Genomic DNA, 21,405 nt, shown 5'->3' on the forward strand with positions numbered 1-21,405 from the left:
TCATTAGTACTGATCTGCTACTTTTTCCTTCAATCTATTTATTTCCTTTTTTCATGCAACAACAGTTGAAATTACAGTTCCATATCACATCTGTTATTTCTATGCATCTATCGTTTTAATACTTCCTCTCTAGGTATCACTCCACAGCGTTCTGCCCATTCATCATATTGTTTAGACATATCCACTACTTTTTCCGAATATTGTTGTGCAATATTATTAATCTCCGTTCTGTCGTTTTGCACATCATAGAGCTCCCAATCGTCTGGGTATTTTTTAACAAGTTTCCATTTTCCAATTCGTATAGCTGAATTTCCTTCGTGTTCCCAATACAATGGCCTCTCTTCATCTGTATCTTCCTCAAAAATAGGGACTAAACTTTGGCCTTCTAAAGGTAATATATTATTGCCATTGTATAATGCTGGATAAGAGGCTCCAGTCACATCTAAAACTGTAGCCATTATATCTGTTAGCTGGGCAGGTGTATGTCTAATGGCACCCTTTGTTTCTATCCCCTTGGGCCAATGGACGATAAGTGGTGTCGCTATTCCTCCCTCATGAACCCAATGCTTGTATAATTTAAAAGGTGTGTTTGATAAGTTAGCCCATGCTGTTCCATAACTTTGATACGTATTTTCCGGTCCAGGCATATATTCAGGCCGATTTCCAAAAATCACTTCATCATCAGATCTAGTTTTCTCACGAGCACTATTTTTTACAAGGTTTGGTCCCCAGTCAGGTCCTATTTCTTCTGCACAACCTCCGTTGTCAGATAGAAATATAATAATTGTATTTTCTAATTGATTTGTTTCTTTTAATACGTCTATTATTCTTCCGATTCCTTGGTCCATTCTATCAATTTGTGCCGCATATACTTCCATACTCCGTTGTCGCCACTCTTTATCTTCTACGTCTCCCCATAATGGTTGAGAAGCATCACGTTCAGACAAGTACCAATGTGGTTTTATGATGCCCATTTCAACCATACGTTTTAGACGTTGCTCCCTTAATTCATCCCACCCAGAACTAAATCGGCCTTTATATTTATCTACCTCTTCTTTTGGAGCATGTAAGGGCCAATGAGGTGCTGTATATGCAACGTATTGGAAAAATGGTTGCTCCTTGCCATTGTTAACATGTTCTCTAATAAACTGGACAGCGTTGTCACTGATAGCATCTGTATAATAAAAGTTTTCATTTGTTTGCGCTTCATGTTCAATATTTTCATTGTCTCTAGTAAGTGTTTTAGGGTCGTAATAACTAGCAGCACCCGCGATAGAACCATAGAAACGATCAAATCCCCGCTGCCTAGGCCAAGTGTCCGATACATTTATAAAGTCATTTGCCACATGCCATTTGCCACTCATGAATGTACTGTAACTGCATCCTTTTAAAACTTCAGGAATGGTTACACACTGCTTGTTTAAATTGCCAGCATATCCTTCGGGACCGTCATCATCCGTTAAAATACCAATTCCTGTTTGATGTGGATGGAGACCTGTTAGTAATGATGCTCTTGACGGACTACATCTTGCAGTATTATAAAATTGCGTAAAGCGAATCCCTTGTTCAGCAAGTGCATCTAAGTTTGGCGTATCTACTTCTCCCCCATAACACCCAATATCTGAAAAACCCATATCATCATTCAAAATTAACAATATATTTGGCGATTTACCCATCATTTATGCTCCTCGATATTTAATAAATTCAAGCACTCGCTACAGTGAACGAGACAAATATTTGTCTCGTTTATCTTTTAAATCTTCAGTTTAATTTGAGGAAGATTTTTTAATGTATAAAAAAGGCAACTCCATAACGAAGCTGCCTCTTTATCCATTACGCCTCTGCGGAATGGCGTCCAGATTTTATCGAGCTTGCTCGATAAACTTCCTCTGAAGATCTGTGACATCCGCCGGAGGCTTTAACTTCATTCAGTCGGAGTGTGAGACCTCCCACTGAATTGGGTCAATCAGCGTTCATCATCCCACATATAGAAGTGGGAGACTTCTGCTGAATGAAGTTAAAAATCATCAATCATGATCTCCTACTTGTTCTTTCAATCTATATAATTCTTTTTTCAATTCTGCAACTACATCCTGATAATCGACATGCCCATATACATTATTCATTTCATATGGATCCTTTTCTAAATCGAATAATTCCCATTGTGGTTCAAATGAAACATCACGGGCGCCCGGCACTCCCAATCCTTCCCCATAATAATAAATCAATTTATATTGATGTGTCCGTACTCCATAATGTGCAGCGACATTGTGCTCGCTCATATGCTCCCAATAGCGATAGTACATGGAATCCTGCCAATTATCAGGTGTTTCCACTTTTAAAATTGGTCGTAAGCTTGTTCCTTGCATATCTTCAGGAGCTTGAATGCCGGCATAGTCAAGGAATGTTTGAGCAAAGTCAACATTCAATCCGAAAGCATTCGTTGCATTTCCGGGTGGAATTTCCCGCGGATAACGGACAAGAAACGGCATTCTCAATGATTCTTCATACATAAATCGTTTATCGTACCAACCATGGTCACCAAGGAAAAACCCTTGGTCGGAGGTATACATGATGATTGTGTCATCTGTCAGACCTTTTTCATCCAGATAATCGAGCAAACGCCCTACATTATCATCAATCGAGGCGATACACCGAAGATAATCTTTAATATATCTTTGATAATACCAACTTTTCAATTCAGATGACGAAAGGTCAGCTGGCGGGTCTTCCTTCACATCTCTCTTTCTTAAATCTCGATCTATTCGCATTTCTGCCTCTGCAGCTGCATATGTACGATTTTCATAATTGTCATGGAAAGTCTCTGGTTCCGGAATATCAATATCTTCATATAAATGCATATGTTTTTCATCAGGATCCCACGGGCGATGTGGCGCTTTATGATGACACATCATAAAGAATGGCTGATCTTCCTTTCTTTTTTCCATCCAGTCAATACATAAATCTGTCGTAATATCTGTGGCATACCCAGGAAACTTTTTCTTCTCACCCATTTCAAACATGTCAGGATCATGGTATTCTCCTTGTCCAGGGAAAATATTCCAATAATCAAATCCAGTCGGATTGCTATTTTCACCATGGCCAAGATGCCATTTGCCAATCATGGCCGTTTGATATCCATTAGCCTGCAATATTTTCGCGACATTCTGTTGGCTTGAATCAATATCCTCATAAAGCGTTCTCACGCCATTTACATGATTGTATTTCCCAGTTAAAATTGCCGCCCGACTTGGGGCACAAATTGAATTTGTGCAGAAACAATTATCCAACCGAATCCCTTCATTGGAGATGCGATCAAGATTCGGTGTTTCATTAATCTTGCTACCATAAGCACTAATTGCATGTGCCGCATGATCATCACTCATAATAAAAATAATATTCGGCTGCTTCTGGTTCTTTTTTATGCTCATTTCCAACATCCTTTCTTTTCAATATTAGTAACTTTATTCTAAAACAATGACAAACTTCGATCAGTGCACGTGGTCAAGCTCCAGATATGCGTGGCATTGGCATTGGTTCTTTCCCTAATTCTGCCCAGATATATTTTAAAAGCAAGTCTGCCTTCAACTGGCGAGACGCTGGATCATCCCATAAATTATTTATTTCCTCTGGGTCTACCTGCAAATCAAATATCTCTCCATAAGATCGGTTATAATAGATTGTTATTTTGTACCGTTCATCGACAAATGTTTTCTGATGGACTGCCGTCGGTTGTGTTCGATATTCACAAATGATGTGATCCCTTGCCCGCTCTGCTTCCCCTAACCAGACTGCTTTTTGGTCACACCCAGTCATCGTCGTTGGAATAGGGATCCCTGCAAAACTTAAAAAAGTTGGGGCTAAATCAACGAGAGACTGCATGGCTGGTGACACTTTCCCTGCCTGTACATTCGCTGGATATCGAACAATAAAAGGTAATTTCATCACATCTTCATAATGGAACCCGCCTTTATCATGAAGTCCATGTTGACCGAAAAAGTGACCATGATCCGTTGTAAAGACCACAATTGTTTCCTCTGCTAGTCCAAGTTCATCCAATTGGTCTAAAATTCTACCAATATATTTATCCATCATGGAAATCATGCCATAATACACTGCCATATTTTTTCTTGCTTCAGACTCTGTTATATCAGCATAGGAACGAAAACCAATATTACCAATACTCGTCTCTTGATAAGGAGAAAAGTCTGGATGCTCTATTTGTGTTAATTGAAAATGTGGCGGATTTTTTTCATGCTCTCCTTGAACGACCTTCGGCAATGTAAGCTGTTCTGGATCATACATCGTATCCCAAGGTTCCGGCACGATATATGGTGGATGTGGATCAAAAAAGCTCGCCCATAAGAAAAATGATTCATCATCTTTTTTATATTTTGTTAATTTTTCATTTGTTTTTTCCGCAATCCAATTATTATAATGATATTTTTCAGGTATTTCCCATTTGTATTTTTCTGATGGATCCATCTTACCTGTCGGAGAACGGAAATAATCGCGCCAATTTTGGCAGCCATTTTCTTCTAGCCAAATCGCATAATGCTGCCCAACATGTGCTTCATTCGTATGATTACGAGCTAAATCGACATCTTCAAAACCATAAAAGTCCTCGTCAAAACGCTTCCAAAATTCAAGATCTTGTAAAAGCGGATAAGCTTCCAGTGATGGATACTCTTCCGTTGATGTGAGCGGTTGAAAATGCGCTTTTCCAACTAAAGCCGTTCGATAATCATCCTTTTGAAGAACGTCCCCGATTGTCAGCTTCTCTTCAGACAATTTCGTCCCAATACTCCAAGCTCCATGCTGGCTCGGATATTGTCCAGTAATAATCGAAGCGCGCGTTGGTGTGCATGTTGGGTTAGGACAATAAGCACGGCTAAAAGTAGTCCCCTCCCTTACCAATCTATCTAAATTTGGCGTAGAGATTTCACTATTAAAAGCCCCAATCGTATCCCAATGTTGCTGATCACTTGTAATCAGAAGAATGTTTGGTTTTTTCATAGACACTTTCCTTCCGTATATGATGATTGCGCTTTCGCAAACAACAAGATTTTTATTATGTAATATTAGCTATCTTCCTATCGATGATAAGCTTCAACACCACCCTTCTACCTAAGTATTCGATAGATTACTCGACATTTCCTCCCACAATCCAATCTTGTACACCATGTTGAGTAGGAATAATAAAGAAACGCGAGCAGGGAACAAACAAGTGAAGGTGGCGTACAGAAAAATTCATTAAATCGCATTCCCGTTTTTGATAGACGATCGAGGTTTGGTGTCCTATTTCTTTATTTCCATAGCGGCATAAAGTGGGTGTCCAAAAAGTCATATAATTGGATTTTTAGGAGCCCCTCTCCATTTTATCCTCATCGCGAAAAAGACACGTCTTGGTCATTGGACGCACTTCGATATCCCCTCCCTACGAAAAAAGCAGGACTAAGGTAAATCGAACGTTTACCGATTACCCCTCACTGCGAGAAAAGCAGGACTATGGTAAATCGAACGTCTACCGATTGCCCCTCCCTGCGAAAAAAGCAGGACTATGGTAAATCGAACGTCTACCGATTGCCCCTCCCTGCGAAAAAATCAGGACTAAGGTAAATCGAACGCCTACCGATATCCCCTCACTGCGAAAAGAGCAGGACTATGGTAAATCGAACGCCTACCGATTGCCCCTTCCTGCGAAAAAAGCAGGACTATGGTAAATCGAACGCCTACCGATATCCCCTCACTGCGAAAAGAGCAGGACTATGGTAAATCGAACGCCTACCGATTGCCCCTCACTGCGAAAAAAGCAGGACTATGGTAAATCGAACGCCTACCGATTGCCCCCTCACTGCGAAAAAAGCAGGACTATGGTAAATCGAACGCCTACCGATTGCCCCTCACTGCGAAAAAATCAGGACTAAGGTAAATCGAACGCCTACAGATATCCCCTCACTGCGAAAAGAGCAGGACTATGGTCAATTGAATGCCCCCACTCCAATCAACAATCAACTTACATATTAAAAAATCAGCAAAAAACCGTTTTAACGATTTTCCTACTTATCGGACAGCTCCATCAGATATTTGTTTGCTTTTGATGTGATTTCTATGAGTATGCTCTCCTATCTCTTAAAAATCACAGTGTTACAATAGAAACAGAGTGCGGATAACCGTACCCTGTTTCTATTTTCATTTAAATATGAGACTTTAATAATCATTTCAGCCTTTGGCATTGTATGTTTAGTTTCACCATACCAAGTTACCAAAACTACAGGATGCTACGCATTTGTGATTCCATTTTTCTTATTTGAATTCATCATAGTACTTCTGATAGATTTCCAATAATTCAGCTAAACCCATTTTTTCCAATTGCTTGACGTACCCATCCCATTGCGCATCTATATCCCCATTAATTATAAACTTAGGAATTGTTTCATTCATATAATTGTTGATATCTGTTGACAGGATTGACAAACGATCCCCGTCTTCCACACTGTATAATACATTTGGATAGATTTCCTCCGGTTGGAAAGGAGCATACATTTCAGCATATTCTTCTTTCTCAATTTGGCCGGGGCTTTTATTCACTTTATCATTCGTTTCCTCTAGATTAGCATACACACCATATGAACCAGGAGTTGTTTTATGTCTAAATTCTTCATAACTCATGCCTTCAGGTGCTTCAAGAATAGTGATTGTTCCATCGTCTTCCTTTTTAATATTTTCGCCAAGTGGTCCTAATGATACTTGTATACCTATTTCTTCATCAAACATTTGGTCGACCCATTGAATGGAACGGACTGGATTTTTATTAGCTGAAGTTATCGAAAAGCCTGACATACTTAACCCTCCAGCGTTAGCATTCCACATTTGATCCCCTTCTGGTCCTTTTAGCGGAGGAATCGCCACATAATCTGTCTCTACCTTCCCAAAAGATGAAAAGTTGGACCAACTAAAAAGCGCACCTAAGATTGGTGTACTGCTTTTAATCTTAGAATCATACACTTGAACATCATGTGTAAAAGACTCTGGATCAATTAAGCCATCTTTATACAATTCATTCATATACTTCACATATTCACGATATTCTGGTTGCGTTGGCGCATAATAAACCTTACTATCTTTTACGCCTATATGACGACCAACCACGCCAAATGCACCACTCATAGAGTGTGGCCCTCGTATTTGATTTTCAAATGTAAAGCTAAATGGAATTTCATCTTTTTTACCGTTTTCATTCAAATCATTTTCCTTAAAAGCTTTTAGTGTTTCATGAAATTCTTCTGTCGTTGTTGGTATTGGTAGATCTAATTGGTCCAACCACTTTTTATTTATAAAGAAAGCATCGTTGGACTTACTGGCTTTCGATTCATCATACTGAGGTAAAGCATAGATATGTCCATCAGGCGCAGTGATCATTTTTTTCAGTTCAGGTCGCTTTTCAAATAATTTTTTTATATTAGGAGCATGTTCTTCAATCAAATCATCGAGTGCAACTAATTGACCTGTTGATCCGTATTTAACAATATCACTACCTCCTAAGGACCATGCCGAATAGAAGACATCCGGTAAATCATCACTGGCGAACATTAAATTGATTTGTTCCGTAGACGTTTGCGTTGTAGCTGTAGTCCACTTTATATCGGCATTGACATTATCGGCCAATTCCTTTAAAAAAGGCATATCATCGTAATCAGTCGTCGCGGCTGGCGCTTTTATCCCGAATGCATTGATTGTTACTTTCTCATCTGAATTTACATCCTCTTTTGCCCCTGCCTCCTCCTTTTTAGAGCTACAAGCGCCAAGCACAAGTAATAAAACAGCAAATAAAGCAATAATTCTTTTTTTCATTTTCTCTTCCCCCTTCTAATGCTTTTTATAATAAACAGATCGATCAACCTTTAATCGATCCGATCATCACACCTTTTACAAAATGCCTTTGTACAAATGGATAAAGAATCAGCACCGGCAGGCTTGCAATAATGACAACGCCGTACTTAATCAATTCCGAAATATTTTGTAATTCGGCATTACTATCCATCAAAGCTCCTGAGTCCACGACTTCCTGTGCTTGAGTTAGTATCAAAACCTCTCTAAGCACCAGTTGGAGCGGAAATAAATCAGCATCCCGTAAATAAATCAACGCTGAAAAATAAGTATTCCAATGTCCGACGGCACTGAAAAGCACCATAACGGCAATAATTGGTGTGGAGATTGGAAGAACAATTTTTAAAAAGAACTTCCAATCACTACATCCATCAACCTTTGCGGCCTCTAACAATTCATCAGGAATCGTACTTTGGAAAAACGTGCGGACGATGATTAAATTAAATACAGAAATAGCATTAGGAATAACCATTGCCCATAGCGTATTAACCATTCCTAAGTCTTTTACGAGTAAATAGTTGGGAATCATCCCACCGCTGAAAAACATCGTAAATACGATAAAAAACATAAACACATTCCGTCCAATTAAATCTTTTCGCGATAAAGCGTAACCACCTGTAATCGTTAAAACAACATTTACTAACGTACCAATAATCGTATAAATTATTGAATTTTTATACCCTGTCCAGATTTTCTCATGTTCAAATATCATCTTGTATCCTTCAAACGTAATTTCTTTCGGCCAAAACCAAATCTCTCCATTATTCACACTTTCAGGACTGCTGAATGAAGCAATAAACATGAAGTAAAGTGGATATATCGTTACAAACAGAATAACGAGAAAAAACATTACATTCGCATAGTCAAAAATTTTATCTCCTCTAGTGCGACTTCCAATATTCAATAGACTTCTCCCTCCTTTACCATAGACTCGACTGACCAGCTTTTTTAGCTGTCTGATTGATGACAATTAGCAAAATAAAGTTAATAACTGAATTGAATAACCCCACAGCGGAAGCGTAGCTATATTGCGCTCCTAGCAACCCCGTTTTGTACACATGAGTTTGAATGACTTCTGATGAGGACATATTCAGTGAATTTTGCATCAAATAAACTTTTTCAAAGCCAATACTTAGCAGACTTCCTACATTTAGAATGAGCAATATAATTACAGTTGGCATAATACCAGGAACATCAATATGCCAAATTCTGCGTAATTTACTTGCTCCATCCATCACAGCTGCTTCGTGTAAATCAGGACTAATAGCAGTTAAAGCCGCTAAGTAAATAATCATTCCCCAGCCAAGATTTTGCCAGACGCCAGAAAAGACAAATAGTGGCTTAAACCATTCAGCAATCCCAAAAAAGAAGATAGGATCACCACCAACCAACACAATTAGTTGGTTAATAATTCCGCTTCGTGGAGATAAGAATAAATACAACATTCCAACCAAAACTACTACTGAAATAAAATGCGGTGCGTAGGTAACCGTTTGGACAACTCGCTTAAAACGTGAGCTTACCAATTGGTTTAATAAAAGTGCCATAATAATGGGTATTGGAAACATTGCTAATTCAAATACCGCTAAGCCCATCGTATTTTTTAAGACAGTCCAAAACTGATAAGAATTAAAAAAGCGTTCGAAATGTTCTAAACCAATCCATGGGCTACCATTGATCCCGAGGACTGGGTTGAAGTTCTTAAAAGCAATTTGTACCCCATACATAGGAAAATAGTGAAATACTAAAAAATAAATCAATGTTGGTAGAAGTAAAAGATATAATTGGTAACTTCTCACTATTTTTTTCATTGTACTTGAACGTTTCTTCTGCCTAAGGATCACAGCTTGTTCTTTTTGAAGTGCCATACTTCCTTGTTCATCCATATCGTCTCCCCCATTCCTCATCTGAAAACGGATACATTATATCCATGTAGCTAACGCCGCCCTCTCATTGCTAGTATCATAAAGGAGTTTTTTGAGGCAACGCAACCGGTAAATTCCACATACATATGCGAGAACAAACTTTATTTGAAAAACGCTTCGTTTCACACAATCGGCTAAAAGCAAACCAATATGCCAAATACGCACACATACTAAATCATTGATATACTGCATTCTTTCGAGATATTTCAATATTATCCATGAAATGTCACTGCTGCTAGACAATGAAAAAAAAGCCTAGCTAAGCTAAGCTTCCCATTACTTGTTATTTGCATATTTTTTTCTGTATTCGCCTGGTGTTAGTTGTGTCGATTGCTTAAACCTTCTAATAAAACTAGAAACATCACTATAACCTACCTGCGTAACAATTTCTTTTATTGGGATATCCGTTGTTTCTAGCAGATGTTTCGTCTGATCCATCCGTAAACGATTCAAATGTTGCAAAATAGTATCCCCTGTTTGCTTTTTAAAATAACGCATAATATATGTTTCAGATAAGGAAAAGTGGCTCGCAAGCGATTGGATAGAAAATGTATAATCTCGATAGTTCTCTTTCATATATACCAAAATGTCATCCAACAATTTTTGATTGGAGGTAGTCCTGTCATCATGTCGAAAGGCAGCCTGGATCATCTTTGTTACTGTATCTTCTATTTCTTCCACAGAATGAAAATCATTAATAAGAAAAACATCTGGCAAAGTACCACCGACCTCTTTTTGAAAACGTCGCATATCATGAACTATTCTCATGATAGTGCTCGATACATCGAAACTGAGGCATTTCGCCATAAATAAATTCGTATCTTCTGCCTTAATAATACGCACAATCTGATCAATGATCTTATCTACCTGTTCCTTATCTTTTTGCCTTAAAAACAATTCCAACTGTTCTACAATTCGCTTATCATACCATTGAACGCTTGGATTTTGCGCAGAAGTTTCTGTAAAAAAAATGATTTGATCCACACCTTTAATTAATTTATAATGAAGCGCTGTAGATGCCTCTAAATGGGACTTTCCTATTTGCGTGATATCATGATAACTCTGTCCAACACCAATCGTTATCGTAGAAGATTGACTCCTGATATAGTCCTGATACCAGCTCATCAATAAGGATACATCCACCTCACCAGACAAAATAATTGCTATTTTAGATGTTTCGAATAAATCAATTTGATACTTTTCTTTATTCGGTAAGTGGGATAACGACTCTTCAACTATATTATTTTTCATTTTAAATGGAGGGAAATCTTGTTTATGGAAGTCTACTAACATGACGAAGTATGACGAGTCTTTTAAAATCAAATCAACTTCCTTCCCCAATGCATTAAAGTCTGTATAATCGGTCATTTCTCCTCTTAATAAACGAGTCAACAGATGCTGTTGGAGAACAGGACGACTGCTCTCCACACGCTTACTTAACATTTGATTCACCGAATCCGTATAATCTATTGCTCCCCATACTTTATCTAGCTCGTGACGATGATCCCCAGCAAGTGCCCACTTTTCGTCCGCACGCCGGATTAACCTGCGCAATGGTCTATAGTTCATGTACATACCTAAATAAATGAGCAATCCCCCCGTACCGAATATGACGATATAAGAGAATAATACCTTATTTCTAACACTATGGATTTCCTTCATCAGTTCTTTTTCTGGCGTTATCGTAATGTATGTCCAATCAAGAAATTCAGAATTCACGTAGGAAATAAAATATGTTTGATCCCCTAATGTCAGATTTCGAACCCCTTGAACTCCCTCTTTTTTTATCTCTTTGTTAATAAGGGATAAATCGGTATCCTTATGATAAAGACTTGCCACTATCTGCTCATTTTCATCTAATATAAAAGCATTTCCTTCCTCCGTATGGACAACATTTTTCAACATATCCTTCATCACTTTTTCCTTAATTAAAAAAAGTAGTGTCCCATAGGGCTTGTTATTATTTAAAGGTATAGGCACCCCATAAGTAATCATCCGGGATTGAACCCCATTGAATAACTTAATATCTTCAGCGTTCCGCAAAAACTGGTCTTCACTTTCATTGATATCTTGATAGAACTCATCATATGGCCAATGCATGTACTGATAGTGCGACTGGAGGAAAAGTGGAACAGAATAACTAGAATCTCCAGAATATATATAATCTCCATCTCTAATATAATAAAAAAGATCATAAATAAAATCATTTCCCACTTTATAGTTTAATAACTTCTTTGCCTTAAACACATCATAGAAGTTATTAATACTATATGGCGTTAACTCAGGTTGAGTCGAGATCTGCATAGAAATATTATGCAATTCAAGTAACTTCGTATCCATAATATCTTTCATCTGTGTCAACTTTTGCTTATTTGATGCAGTTACCTGTTCTTTTAAACTCGTCATTAACTGGAAATGAATAATATACCCCATGATAAAGATAGGGATAATGAGTAGAATAATATAAAATAATAAATGCTGATAAATGAGTGGAATTCTTAAGTTCTTCACCAATGGCCCCCTCGTTTATTTAAAAACAGCAGATGCATAAAACCATTATTTTCATTGAATTTCCTTATCTAAAAGTAAGCGATACCATATTTATTGTCAATCAGTCTATAGAAATTACGCTAAAATTCAATAGTTACAAATTGTTAGACATAGATTGTCTAATTAACAATATATCTCAGCTCTTCAGTCAAATGTAGATATTTCTACAAACCAAGTTTTCACCAACAAAAAAAGCTATCGCCCCCCTCCACATAGAGAGGGATCGATAGCTTTTTTGTTTACTTTAATAATAACTTACTTCTGAAGCGAATTATTATCGACGGTCATATTAATTTTCTTCATTACCATACGTGTATGTTACGGGCTCTGACATATTACCACTGTAGTCTTCCATAACGATTGTGACTACACCGCTCTCTGACGGAACTTTAATATTCCTTGAGGCTGTGCTTGAATTTAAATAGCTTTTCCCTCTTGTTCCGTATGGGGTAGAAGTTGTATATTCATTCTGGAAAGTTAATGGCTTTCCATCCACATAAGCATACATTCTCCACCAATCTTCTTGTCTTGGAGCGTCAAGACTAATGTAGGAAGATGCACCACTCTTAGCAACTTTAATCTCGCCGCTGTATGGTTCAATGTTTACATCCTTTAGTTTACCTGTATAGAGAATAGGTTCACCTTGTTTGTTATTAGGTCCTACTACGGACAGAGCTAATGAATATTCCGAGCCATCTGCTATAGGGATAGCGATCTGAGTTGAGGTAGTTCGCATATCTACAGTCTTTTTAAAAGTCTCCTTTTTGGTACTGTTAATAAATGAAACTTCCAGGTTGATGCTAGAATATTTCATTTTTGGTTTTTTCCAACTTATATCTAAAGTTTCTACATTTGCAGATTGCATAAGGTTTCCACTTGGAGTCAAAGCTTCCTCTACAGTTATATCTCTTACCTTTGTCGAAAAATCATAACTAGTTGTTGCAGGTGTGCTCTCCGTTTTGTCTGCACCAACTGCTCTTAGCTCTAAGCTTACTATTTTCTTTTCACCATATAACGATTTGATATAGAATGTATCCCCATATGTTCCACCTAAGTATACTCTTTTACCGTTAGACAGGTTTGCATATAAGTTATATTGTTTTACTTTGCTATAATCTTCTATATCCCAGGCTACTATCATTTCATTTGTATCGTGAGCTTTTTTCACTGTAAATCCTGTTGGTGTATCAGGGGTTACATCTGAGCCATTAGTAATTTTGATTTCCCCTATGTTCATTTGGTATTTTTCAATTACAGAACCTTCCTGTAGTCCAAATGATAATCCTATTGCTGAAATTTCTTTACCTGTAAACTTGCTTAAATCAAGCTCTTTAGTAACCCATTTTTTAGACTTTTTATTAGCCTCAGGAACGTTAATATATTCAATCTTATTGGGCTCATCTTTGAATATTAAACCGACTTTCATATTAGATTTATCTGTTTTCGATGATTTGTTGTACGCAATTGATAACTTGCTGTTTGCCTCTACGTCTAAATTAGTTTTATATAGGCGCAAGAAGTTTTCAGCATTAAGCTTACCTGTTACTACAAGTGAACTTCCACCATCATAAGCGCCAATTTTTTTATAGTCGTATGCTTCTGTATTATATTTTTTACCATAATCAAAGTCTACCGCAAGCTTGTTTTCACTTGTTGTGTCAATCCACCATTGCCATGTTGGAAGAATATCTTGAAGGTTAATATTTGACCATTGATTATCATTAATAACTTTACCCTTCTGATAATACTCCATACCGTGTCCTGTGTTAAAGTTTGTCGCAAATGTTGAGTCGCTAATTACTGAACGCTCGCTTGCAAAATGTGCAACTCCGGCCCATCCACCAGCATTATCCGCGTCAACATCGGGTCTAGAATGCCCTGGTTTTTTCCCTGTATTAGTCGGATCCATTAAAACGCCTGAATAATACATTCTTTCCCGTTCTGCTACCATCCATTGATTTTCAGCCTCTTCTGCTTTCCGTTCTAAATTAAGTTGAATAAAATCACTAGGAGTGAACAACGCTACACTACCCATTAGATTACCAGTTTCATCAAGTAAGTTTTCAACATCACTCGCGGAACCATGTGAACCGCTTAACTTTCCTTGGGCTGCTTCAACTCCGAAAAAAACTTGTTTAAAAGGGTCTATTCCTCTATCAGCAGCATGCTGTAAAGAAGTCTCAATCCTGTTAGATCTAAACCAGTCATAATTTATAAAGAGGGAATCATTTACATTTCCATATTTATCATCTTTAATCCAGTGGCTGTTTTTTTCATTCAGCTGATTTTGATATTGTAATCTACCGTCTGGAAGAATTGAGTCGTACGATTGAATATAAAGACCATTTTCCATTAGATATTTTGTAAACTGCTTATAGATAGGAACATCAGCAGCAGGGACAGTTTCTTCTAAATTAATGAAAAAACCATCAAAACCATAATAATTTGCAAATTCAATTAGTTTTTTTCCAATTGGAAATTCGCCATTCTCATCTTGTGCAATCATCTGTTTAGGAGCTTGACCTGCACGTGGTAAAAATATAGCCCCTAGAGATTTAACCCCATTTTTATGTGCTGCATTGGTATATGCAGGGTTAGGTACATTTATAATACCAAATTCGAAGAATCTATTTTGCCAAGGGCCTTCTGGTTCATAAAGACTCATGGGTACTCCTTTAGTTACTACCCCATGCCATGAAGCATAGTAGTCTGTGTATTGCCAAAAGTTATATTGGTATTGGCTAAAATCATTATTATACGGCAGTCCTTCAAAAAAAGAGTTCCCGTAGTCACCTCCCATAACTAAAATTTCCGCTTCTGATTTAAGGTTTTGATTTGCCTGTGTTGCTGCTAATGGTTCTATACGCTCCTGAATAGGAACATTTGCACGCATTAATTCTGCATATGGGTCTGTTTCAGGTGACCACTTTTCGATATCATATATACGATGCCCAACCATACGGGGTTGATTGTCGCCTGTTGCAGCATCTCCTGTATATGGCCAAGTATCGGCTAACACAGCTCCTACACCTAGAATTCCAGCACTACTTAAAACTTGTACCAACATGAGGACTGCTACAAACAATACTGTTATTCTTTTCATCTTGCTATTTTTATATAGTTTGTGACCTTTATACACCTTTTCCACTTTCCTTCCTCATATATATTTTTAAATGAAGATACAATTACAAACGTTAGTATCAAGACATGAGTGAGTCCCTTTAATGGTTTTTCATAAGATACTCCTCCATTTCATAAAAATATACCACCGGTATAAGACACTCATTTTGCCAATTTCTCCAAAAAACTTAGCCCTCACCTCCTTTGTTTCATTTCATAAGTCTTTCGAAAATAATCTCCGCTTCACATGTATTAGGTAGTAATAGTTTATTGCGAAGGGAAAATATTTAAATATCACCAAACTCCAAACCCGTCATGAAACTCTTCGTTTAAAATCGACACCAAGTTATCTCTTCATTCTAAAAGTTTACAATTTTGTAAATTTATATTTCTTATACTATCAGCTGCATTGTAAGCGCTATACTTGATAAATCATATTTTAATTGGACTAATCATAGCAAACTTCCATCTTCTTGCTATACTGCAATATTCATTATCTGTAACTCCCTCTCAAATCCACTTATTATTAACGATAGCCGGGAACACTTCCCCATCGGCATAACTGTAAAAAAATCCATTAGTGCCTAGCACCGCAAAACATGTTATACTATGTTACATGTCCGCGTTGATACATTAAAGTAATATGTTGTTCCCTCTATTCTGATGGGAATTTTTATTACAAAGGGAGTTTACATAAATGAAAAAAGAAATGTCAATATGGTTGGCATTAATTCCGATAGTTGGATTAATTGGTTCTGCCACTGCTTCCATTTTCATATGGAAAGCTGGGATGCACGTCCCTTTATTGATCGGTGTTATCGCCGCGGCAATTGTTGCAGTTGTATGTGGATGGAGTTGGATGGATGTTGAAAAAATGATGGTGAACGGTGTTGCTAGAGCATTACCCGCCGTTTTCATCTTACTCATCATTGGTATTATTGTAGGAACTTGGATCGCAAGTGGTGTCATCCCAACGATGATTTATTATGGGCTTTCCATTATTCACCCTGCATTTTTCGTTCCAATCGTCGCACTTGTGACAGGCATTGTTTCTATTACATTAGGAAGCTCTTTCACTTCGATTGCCACAATTGGACTTGCCTTTATGGTCATCGGAGAAGGGCTGGGCTTTTCTGCTGGACTCGTTGCAGGTGCAGTAATTTCTGGTGCTTATTTCGGTGATAAATTATCGCCATTATCCGACACAACTAACATTGCCCCTGTAATGGCCGATACAGACTTATTTAGCCACATAAAACATATGCTTTGGGACACCATTCCTGCATTTGTAATCGCCATTATCATGTATGGGATTGTTGGTTTTACTGTAGCGTCTAATAATACAGTAAATACAAGTACTATTGACATTATTAATGGTGGTTTAAAAGACGTGTTTGTCATTCACCCACTATTATTACTTATGCCATTGCTCACAATCTTTTTAATGATGAAAAGAATTCCAGCCATTCCCGCTTTGATTGGAGTAGGTTTCCTTGGCGGGGTACTTGCGATCATTATTCAAGGAATACCAATATCAGAAGTAATTCAAATCATGACAAATGGATTTTCAGTTACAACTGATGTTGATGCCGTTGACTCCTTATTAAATCGCGGTGGCTTAATGTCCATGTTAGGGACTGTCGCATTATTAACCATTGCGACCGCTTATGGAGGAATTTTAGAAGAAACCGGAGCTTTTGATGTGTTGACTGGAAAGATAATGGACAAGGTGCACTCCACTGGAATGCTTATTAGCTCAACGATTCTGTCCACATTCATTGTTGCCTTCGCTAGCGGCGCTCAATTTCTAGCAATTATTTTACCTGCAAGAACATTTGCGAAAAAGTATAAAGAAATGGGTATCGATACGAAGAACCTGTCACGCAGTGTAGAAGCTGCAGGCACAGTCGGAATAAACCTCGTTCCCTGGGGTGTCCCTGCCGTATTTGCCATGGGTATCCTCGGTGCCAGTCCAGGAGAATTCATTCCTTATAGCTTCTTTGTATTCCTTGTACCATTGATCAATATTATTTTCGGCTTCACTGGTTGGACAATTACAAAAAAGCAATATGCTGAAACGAAAGGAAATACATCACTATGAGTGAAGTTATTGTAAATGTTTTAGGGACAGCGCAAGATGCTGGCGTACCACATCCAAACTGTTTTTGTGAAAATTGCAGCCGTGCGCTCGAAGACCCAAGTTTTAAACGATTAGCCGCCTCTTTAGCTATTATTCTACCAGCTGAACGAAAATGGCATTTGCTAGATGCTACACCTGATTTAAAAGAACAAATGGCTAGATTACAATTAAAATATCAGCTACAAACACAGTTAATGGATAGTATCTTTCTATCCCACGCACATATGGGGCATTATCCAGGATTATTATTTCTAGGTCGTGAAGCAATTGGAGCGAAAGAAGTCCCAGTAATGGCAGGAAAACAGATGAAACGGCTATTAGAAAGTCACGCACCATGGAGTCAATTAACAAAACTTAGAAATATCGATGTGAATGGAATGGAAAATGGCCAAGTCGTACGGATTGATCCGCAAGTAACTGTCACATTTATAGAGGTTCCACATAGAAACGAATTCTCTGAGACTTTTGCCTTTTTGATCGAAGGACCGAAAAAGAAATTACTCTACGTTCCAGATATTGACCGCTGGGAACAATGGGATCAAGACCTCGACAAGATTTGCGAAGAGGTGGATATTTGCTTACTTGACGGCACCTTTTACTCCTCTAAAGACCTTGAGAAAATAGGCCGCGATTATCGAGAGATACCACATCCCGTGATGACAGAAACAATGGACAGACTTCAAGATTTAGCTGAACAAAAGGAAATATATTTTACCCATGTCAACCATTCCAATCCAGCTATTCATAGAAATAATGAAGTGAGAAACATAATTGAATCAAGGGGCTTTCACATCGCTGAAGAAGATATGGAGTTCAAGTTGTCTTAATGCATTGGATTCACTAGATGGGGGTGTCGGCTTTTTAGGAGCCCCTCCCGATTTTATCATATCATCCTCATCGCGAAAAAGGCACGACCTGGTCATCGGACGCACTTCGATTTCCCTCCCTGCAAAAAAGCAGGACTATGGTAAATCGAACGTCTATCGATTGCCCCTCCCTGCGAAAAAAGCAGGACTATGGTAAATCGAACGTCTACCGATATCCCCTCACTGCAAAAAAGTAGAACTAAGGTAAATCGAACGCCTACCGATATCCCCTCCCTGCGAAAAAAGCAGGAACAAGGTAAATCGAACGTCTACCGATATCCCCTCACTGCAAAAAAAGTAGAACTAAGGTAAATCGAACGTCTGCCGATATCCCCTCCCTGCGAAAAAAGCAGGAATAAGGTAAATCGAACGCCTACCGATTGCCCCTCCCTGCGAAAAAGTCAGGAATAAGGTAAATCGAACGCCTACCGATTGCCCCTCCCTCCGAAAAAAACAGGACTAAGGTAAATCGAACGTCTACCGATATCCCCTCACTGCAAAAAAGTAGAACTAAGGTAAATCGAACGCCTACCGATATCCCCTCCCTGCGAAAAAAGCAGGAATAAGGTAAATCGAGCGCCTACCGATTGCCCCTCCCTCCGAAAAAAGCAGGAACAAGGTAAATCGAACGTCTGCCGATATCCCCTCCCTGCGAAAAAAGCAGGAATAAGGTAAATCGAACGCCTACCGATTGCCCCTCCCTGCGAAAAAAGCAAGAACAAGATAAATCGAACGTCTATCGATTGCCCCTCCCTCCGAAAAAAGCAGGAATAAGGTAAATCGAACGCCTATCGATTGCCCCTCCCTGCGAAAAAAGCAGGACTATGGTAAATCGAACGTCTATCGATTGCCCCTCCCTGCGAAAAAAGCAGGACTATGGTAAATCGAACGTCTATTGATTGCCCCTCCCTGCGAAAAAAGCAGGAATAAGGTAAATCGAACGCCTACCGATTGCCCCTCCCTGCGAAAAAGACACTCCCAAGGTCAATTGAGCGCACCCCACTCCAATCAATTGACATTTTTTTTAAATGAGAGCAAGATGAAAAATCAGCTAAAAGCCGTTTTACCAATTTTCCCTGCTTATCGGACAGCTCCATCTTTTTGTGATTCATGAGCATGTACTTGATAAATTAGAATCTTGTTTGAAGCACTTTTTTAATAAAAGCGGTACTATTAAAGCACCAAATCATCATTAAATACGAGATAATATGTATAAACATCCCATTAGGTTAATTCCCTTTCTAGTATGAATAGTATGCAAATTAATCCTATTAGTGCCTACCAGATCGAAACATGTTATACTATGTTACATGTCCGCGTTGATACATTAAAGCGCGCAGTTATTACGCATGCCATTCCCTCCTTTCGGATGGGGGTTTTTATTTTTTTATAAAGGGAGTTTATATAAATGAAAAAAGAAATATCAATCGGGATAGCACTAATTCCGATACTTGGATTAATTGGTTCTGCCATCGCTTCTATTTTCATCTGGAATGCTGGCATGCATATCCCATTATTGATCGGCGTTATAGCAGCAGCTATAGTTGCTGTGATATGTGGATGGAGCTGGATTGACGTAGAGAAAATGATGGTGAATGGTGTTGCTCGAGCTTTACCTGCTGTGTTCATCTTATTTATAATCGGCATCATTGTAGGTACTTGGATTGCTAGTGGTGTTATCCCAACGATGATTTATTATGGTCTTTCGATCATTCACCCAGCGTTTTTCGTCCCAATCGTTGCACTTGTTACTGGCATTGTTTCCATTACACTAGGTAGCTCTTTTATTTCCATTGCTACAATTGGCATTGCCTTCATGGTCATTGGAGATGGATTAGGTTTCTCCGCGGGTCTTGTTGCCGGAGCGGTGATTTCAGGTGCTTACTTCGGAGATAAATTATCGCCATTGTCCGATACAACCAATATCGCACCTGTCATGGCAGACACAGACTTATTTAGCCATATAAAGCATATGCTTTGGGATACGATCCCAGCATTTGTCATTGCCATTATCATGTACTGGGGTGTTGGATCTTTTGTAGCATCTAATAATACGGTAAATACTGATGCAATTGACATCATTAAAACTGGCTTACAGGATCTATTTATTATTCATCCATTGTTATTACTTATGCCGCTATTTACAATCTTTTTAATGATCAAGCGCATTCCCGCCATCCCTGCATTAATTAGTGTAGGTTTTCTTGGCGGTATCATTGCGATCATTGTTCAAGGTATATCTGTGTCGGAAGTCATTCAAACGATGACAAGTGGATTTTCTGTTTCTACCGGTGTCGATGCAGTTGATTCCTTATTAAATCGAGGTGGCTTAATGTCTATGCTAGGCACTGTTGCAATACTAATTATTGCGACTGCTTTTGGAGGCATATTAGAAGAGACGGGCGTTTTTGTTACATTGACAGGAAAAATAATGGACAAGGTGCGTTCCACCGGATCACTTATTAGCTCAACAATTTTGTCCACATTCGTTATTGCTTTTGCAAGCGGCGAACAATTTTTATCGATTATTCTACCAGCAAGAACATTTACAGAAAAGTATAAAGAGATGGGGATCGATACGAAAAACCTATCACGAAGTGTAGAGGCCGCTGGAACAGTCGGAATCAACCTTGTTCCATGGGGGGTAACTGCTGTATTTGCCACAAATATGCTTGGTGCTAGTCCAGGCGAATTTATCCCATTTAGCTTCTTTGTTTTTCTTGTGCCACTTCTTAATGTGATCTTTGGCTTTACAGGTTGGACCATTGCCAAAAAAGAATATGATGAAACCAAGGAGATATATCGCTAGGAATATATTTGATTACTGAAGTACCACGCCAAACGCGTGGCTGTTTAGCAAAAGGAATTTTGACACATACTACAACTGATTAAAAAAACACGATGCGAATGAAAT

Annotated in this window: 11 protein-coding genes; 3 read left to right on the top strand and 8 right to left on the bottom strand. The window is 38.4% G+C overall.

Annotated elements, in window-relative coordinates; all coding sequences use genetic code 11:
* Positions 1 to 107 precede the first annotated feature (107 nt).
* The 8 genes from MHB53_RS12820 to MHB53_RS12855 all read right to left on the bottom strand — a co-directional run bounded on the left by MHB53_RS12820 (position 108) and on the right by MHB53_RS12855 (position 15,513).
* Positions 108 to 1,676 carry an arylsulfatase gene (locus MHB53_RS12820; RefSeq protein ID WP_340918878.1) on the bottom strand — a complete coding sequence of 523 codons (1,569 nt, stop codon included), beginning with the start codon at positions 1,674 to 1,676 and terminating at the stop codon, positions 108 to 110.
* A gap of 351 nt (positions 1,677 to 2,027) precedes the next feature.
* Positions 2,028 to 3,431, bottom strand: a complete 1,404-nt coding sequence (locus MHB53_RS12825) for a sulfatase family protein (RefSeq protein WP_340918880.1) — start codon at positions 3,429 to 3,431, stop codon at positions 2,028 to 2,030.
* A 73-nt stretch (positions 3,432 to 3,504) separates the two neighbouring features.
* Positions 3,505 to 5,016: a sulfatase family protein gene (locus MHB53_RS12830; protein ID WP_340918883.1), complete on the bottom strand. Its 1,512-nt coding sequence runs from the start codon at positions 5,014 to 5,016 to the stop codon at positions 3,505 to 3,507.
* A gap of 1,290 nt (positions 5,017 to 6,306) precedes the next feature.
* Positions 6,307 to 7,854, bottom strand: a complete 1,548-nt coding sequence (locus MHB53_RS12835; RefSeq protein WP_340918885.1) for an ABC transporter substrate-binding protein — start codon at positions 7,852 to 7,854, stop codon at positions 6,307 to 6,309.
* 43 nt (positions 7,855 to 7,897) lie between these two features.
* Positions 7,898 to 8,794, bottom strand: coding sequence for a carbohydrate ABC transporter permease (locus MHB53_RS12840; protein ID WP_340918887.1), 897 nt, complete (start codon positions 8,792 to 8,794; stop codon positions 7,898 to 7,900).
* Positions 8,795 to 8,810: 16 nt separating this feature from the next.
* Entirely contained in the window at positions 8,811 to 9,776 is a 966-nt protein-coding gene (locus tag MHB53_RS12845) for an ABC transporter permease (protein WP_445661432.1), read from the bottom strand.
* A gap of 315 nt (positions 9,777 to 10,091) precedes the next feature.
* The gene (locus MHB53_RS12850; RefSeq protein WP_340918890.1) at positions 10,092 to 12,326 is read right to left on the bottom strand and encodes a helix-turn-helix domain-containing protein; all 2,235 of its coding nucleotides are present in this window, start codon (positions 12,324 to 12,326) and stop codon (positions 10,092 to 10,094) included.
* Between the two features lie 328 nt (positions 12,327 to 12,654).
* Entirely contained in the window at positions 12,655 to 15,513 is a 2,859-nt protein-coding gene (locus tag MHB53_RS12855; RefSeq protein ID WP_340918894.1) for an endo-beta-N-acetylglucosaminidase, read from the bottom strand.
* A 669-nt stretch (positions 15,514 to 16,182) separates the two neighbouring features.
* Between MHB53_RS12855 and nhaC (MHB53_RS12860) the strand changes: the two genes are divergently transcribed.
* From nhaC (MHB53_RS12860) to nhaC (MHB53_RS12870), 3 genes are all read left to right on the top strand, one after another.
* Entirely contained in the window at positions 16,183 to 17,586 is a 1,404-nt protein-coding gene (nhaC, locus tag MHB53_RS12860; protein ID WP_340918896.1) for a Na+/H+ antiporter NhaC, read from the top strand.
* Complete coding sequence (locus MHB53_RS12865; RefSeq protein WP_340918899.1) at positions 17,583 to 18,452, top strand: MBL fold metallo-hydrolase; 870 nt, start codon at positions 17,583 to 17,585, stop codon at positions 18,450 to 18,452. Before nhaC (MHB53_RS12860) ends, MHB53_RS12865 begins: the two co-directional genes overlap by 4 nt.
* 1,447 nt (positions 18,453 to 19,899) lie before the next feature.
* Positions 19,900 to 21,300 (top strand): Na+/H+ antiporter NhaC, encoded by a 1,401-nt coding sequence (gene nhaC, locus MHB53_RS12870; protein WP_340918902.1) that lies wholly within the window; start codon positions 19,900 to 19,902, stop codon positions 21,298 to 21,300.
* Positions 21,301 to 21,405 lie beyond the last annotated feature (105 nt).

It is taken from the genome of Bacillus sp. FSL K6-3431, assembly GCF_038002605.1.
GTDB lineage: Bacteria > Bacillota > Bacilli > Bacillales > Bacillaceae_C > Lederbergia.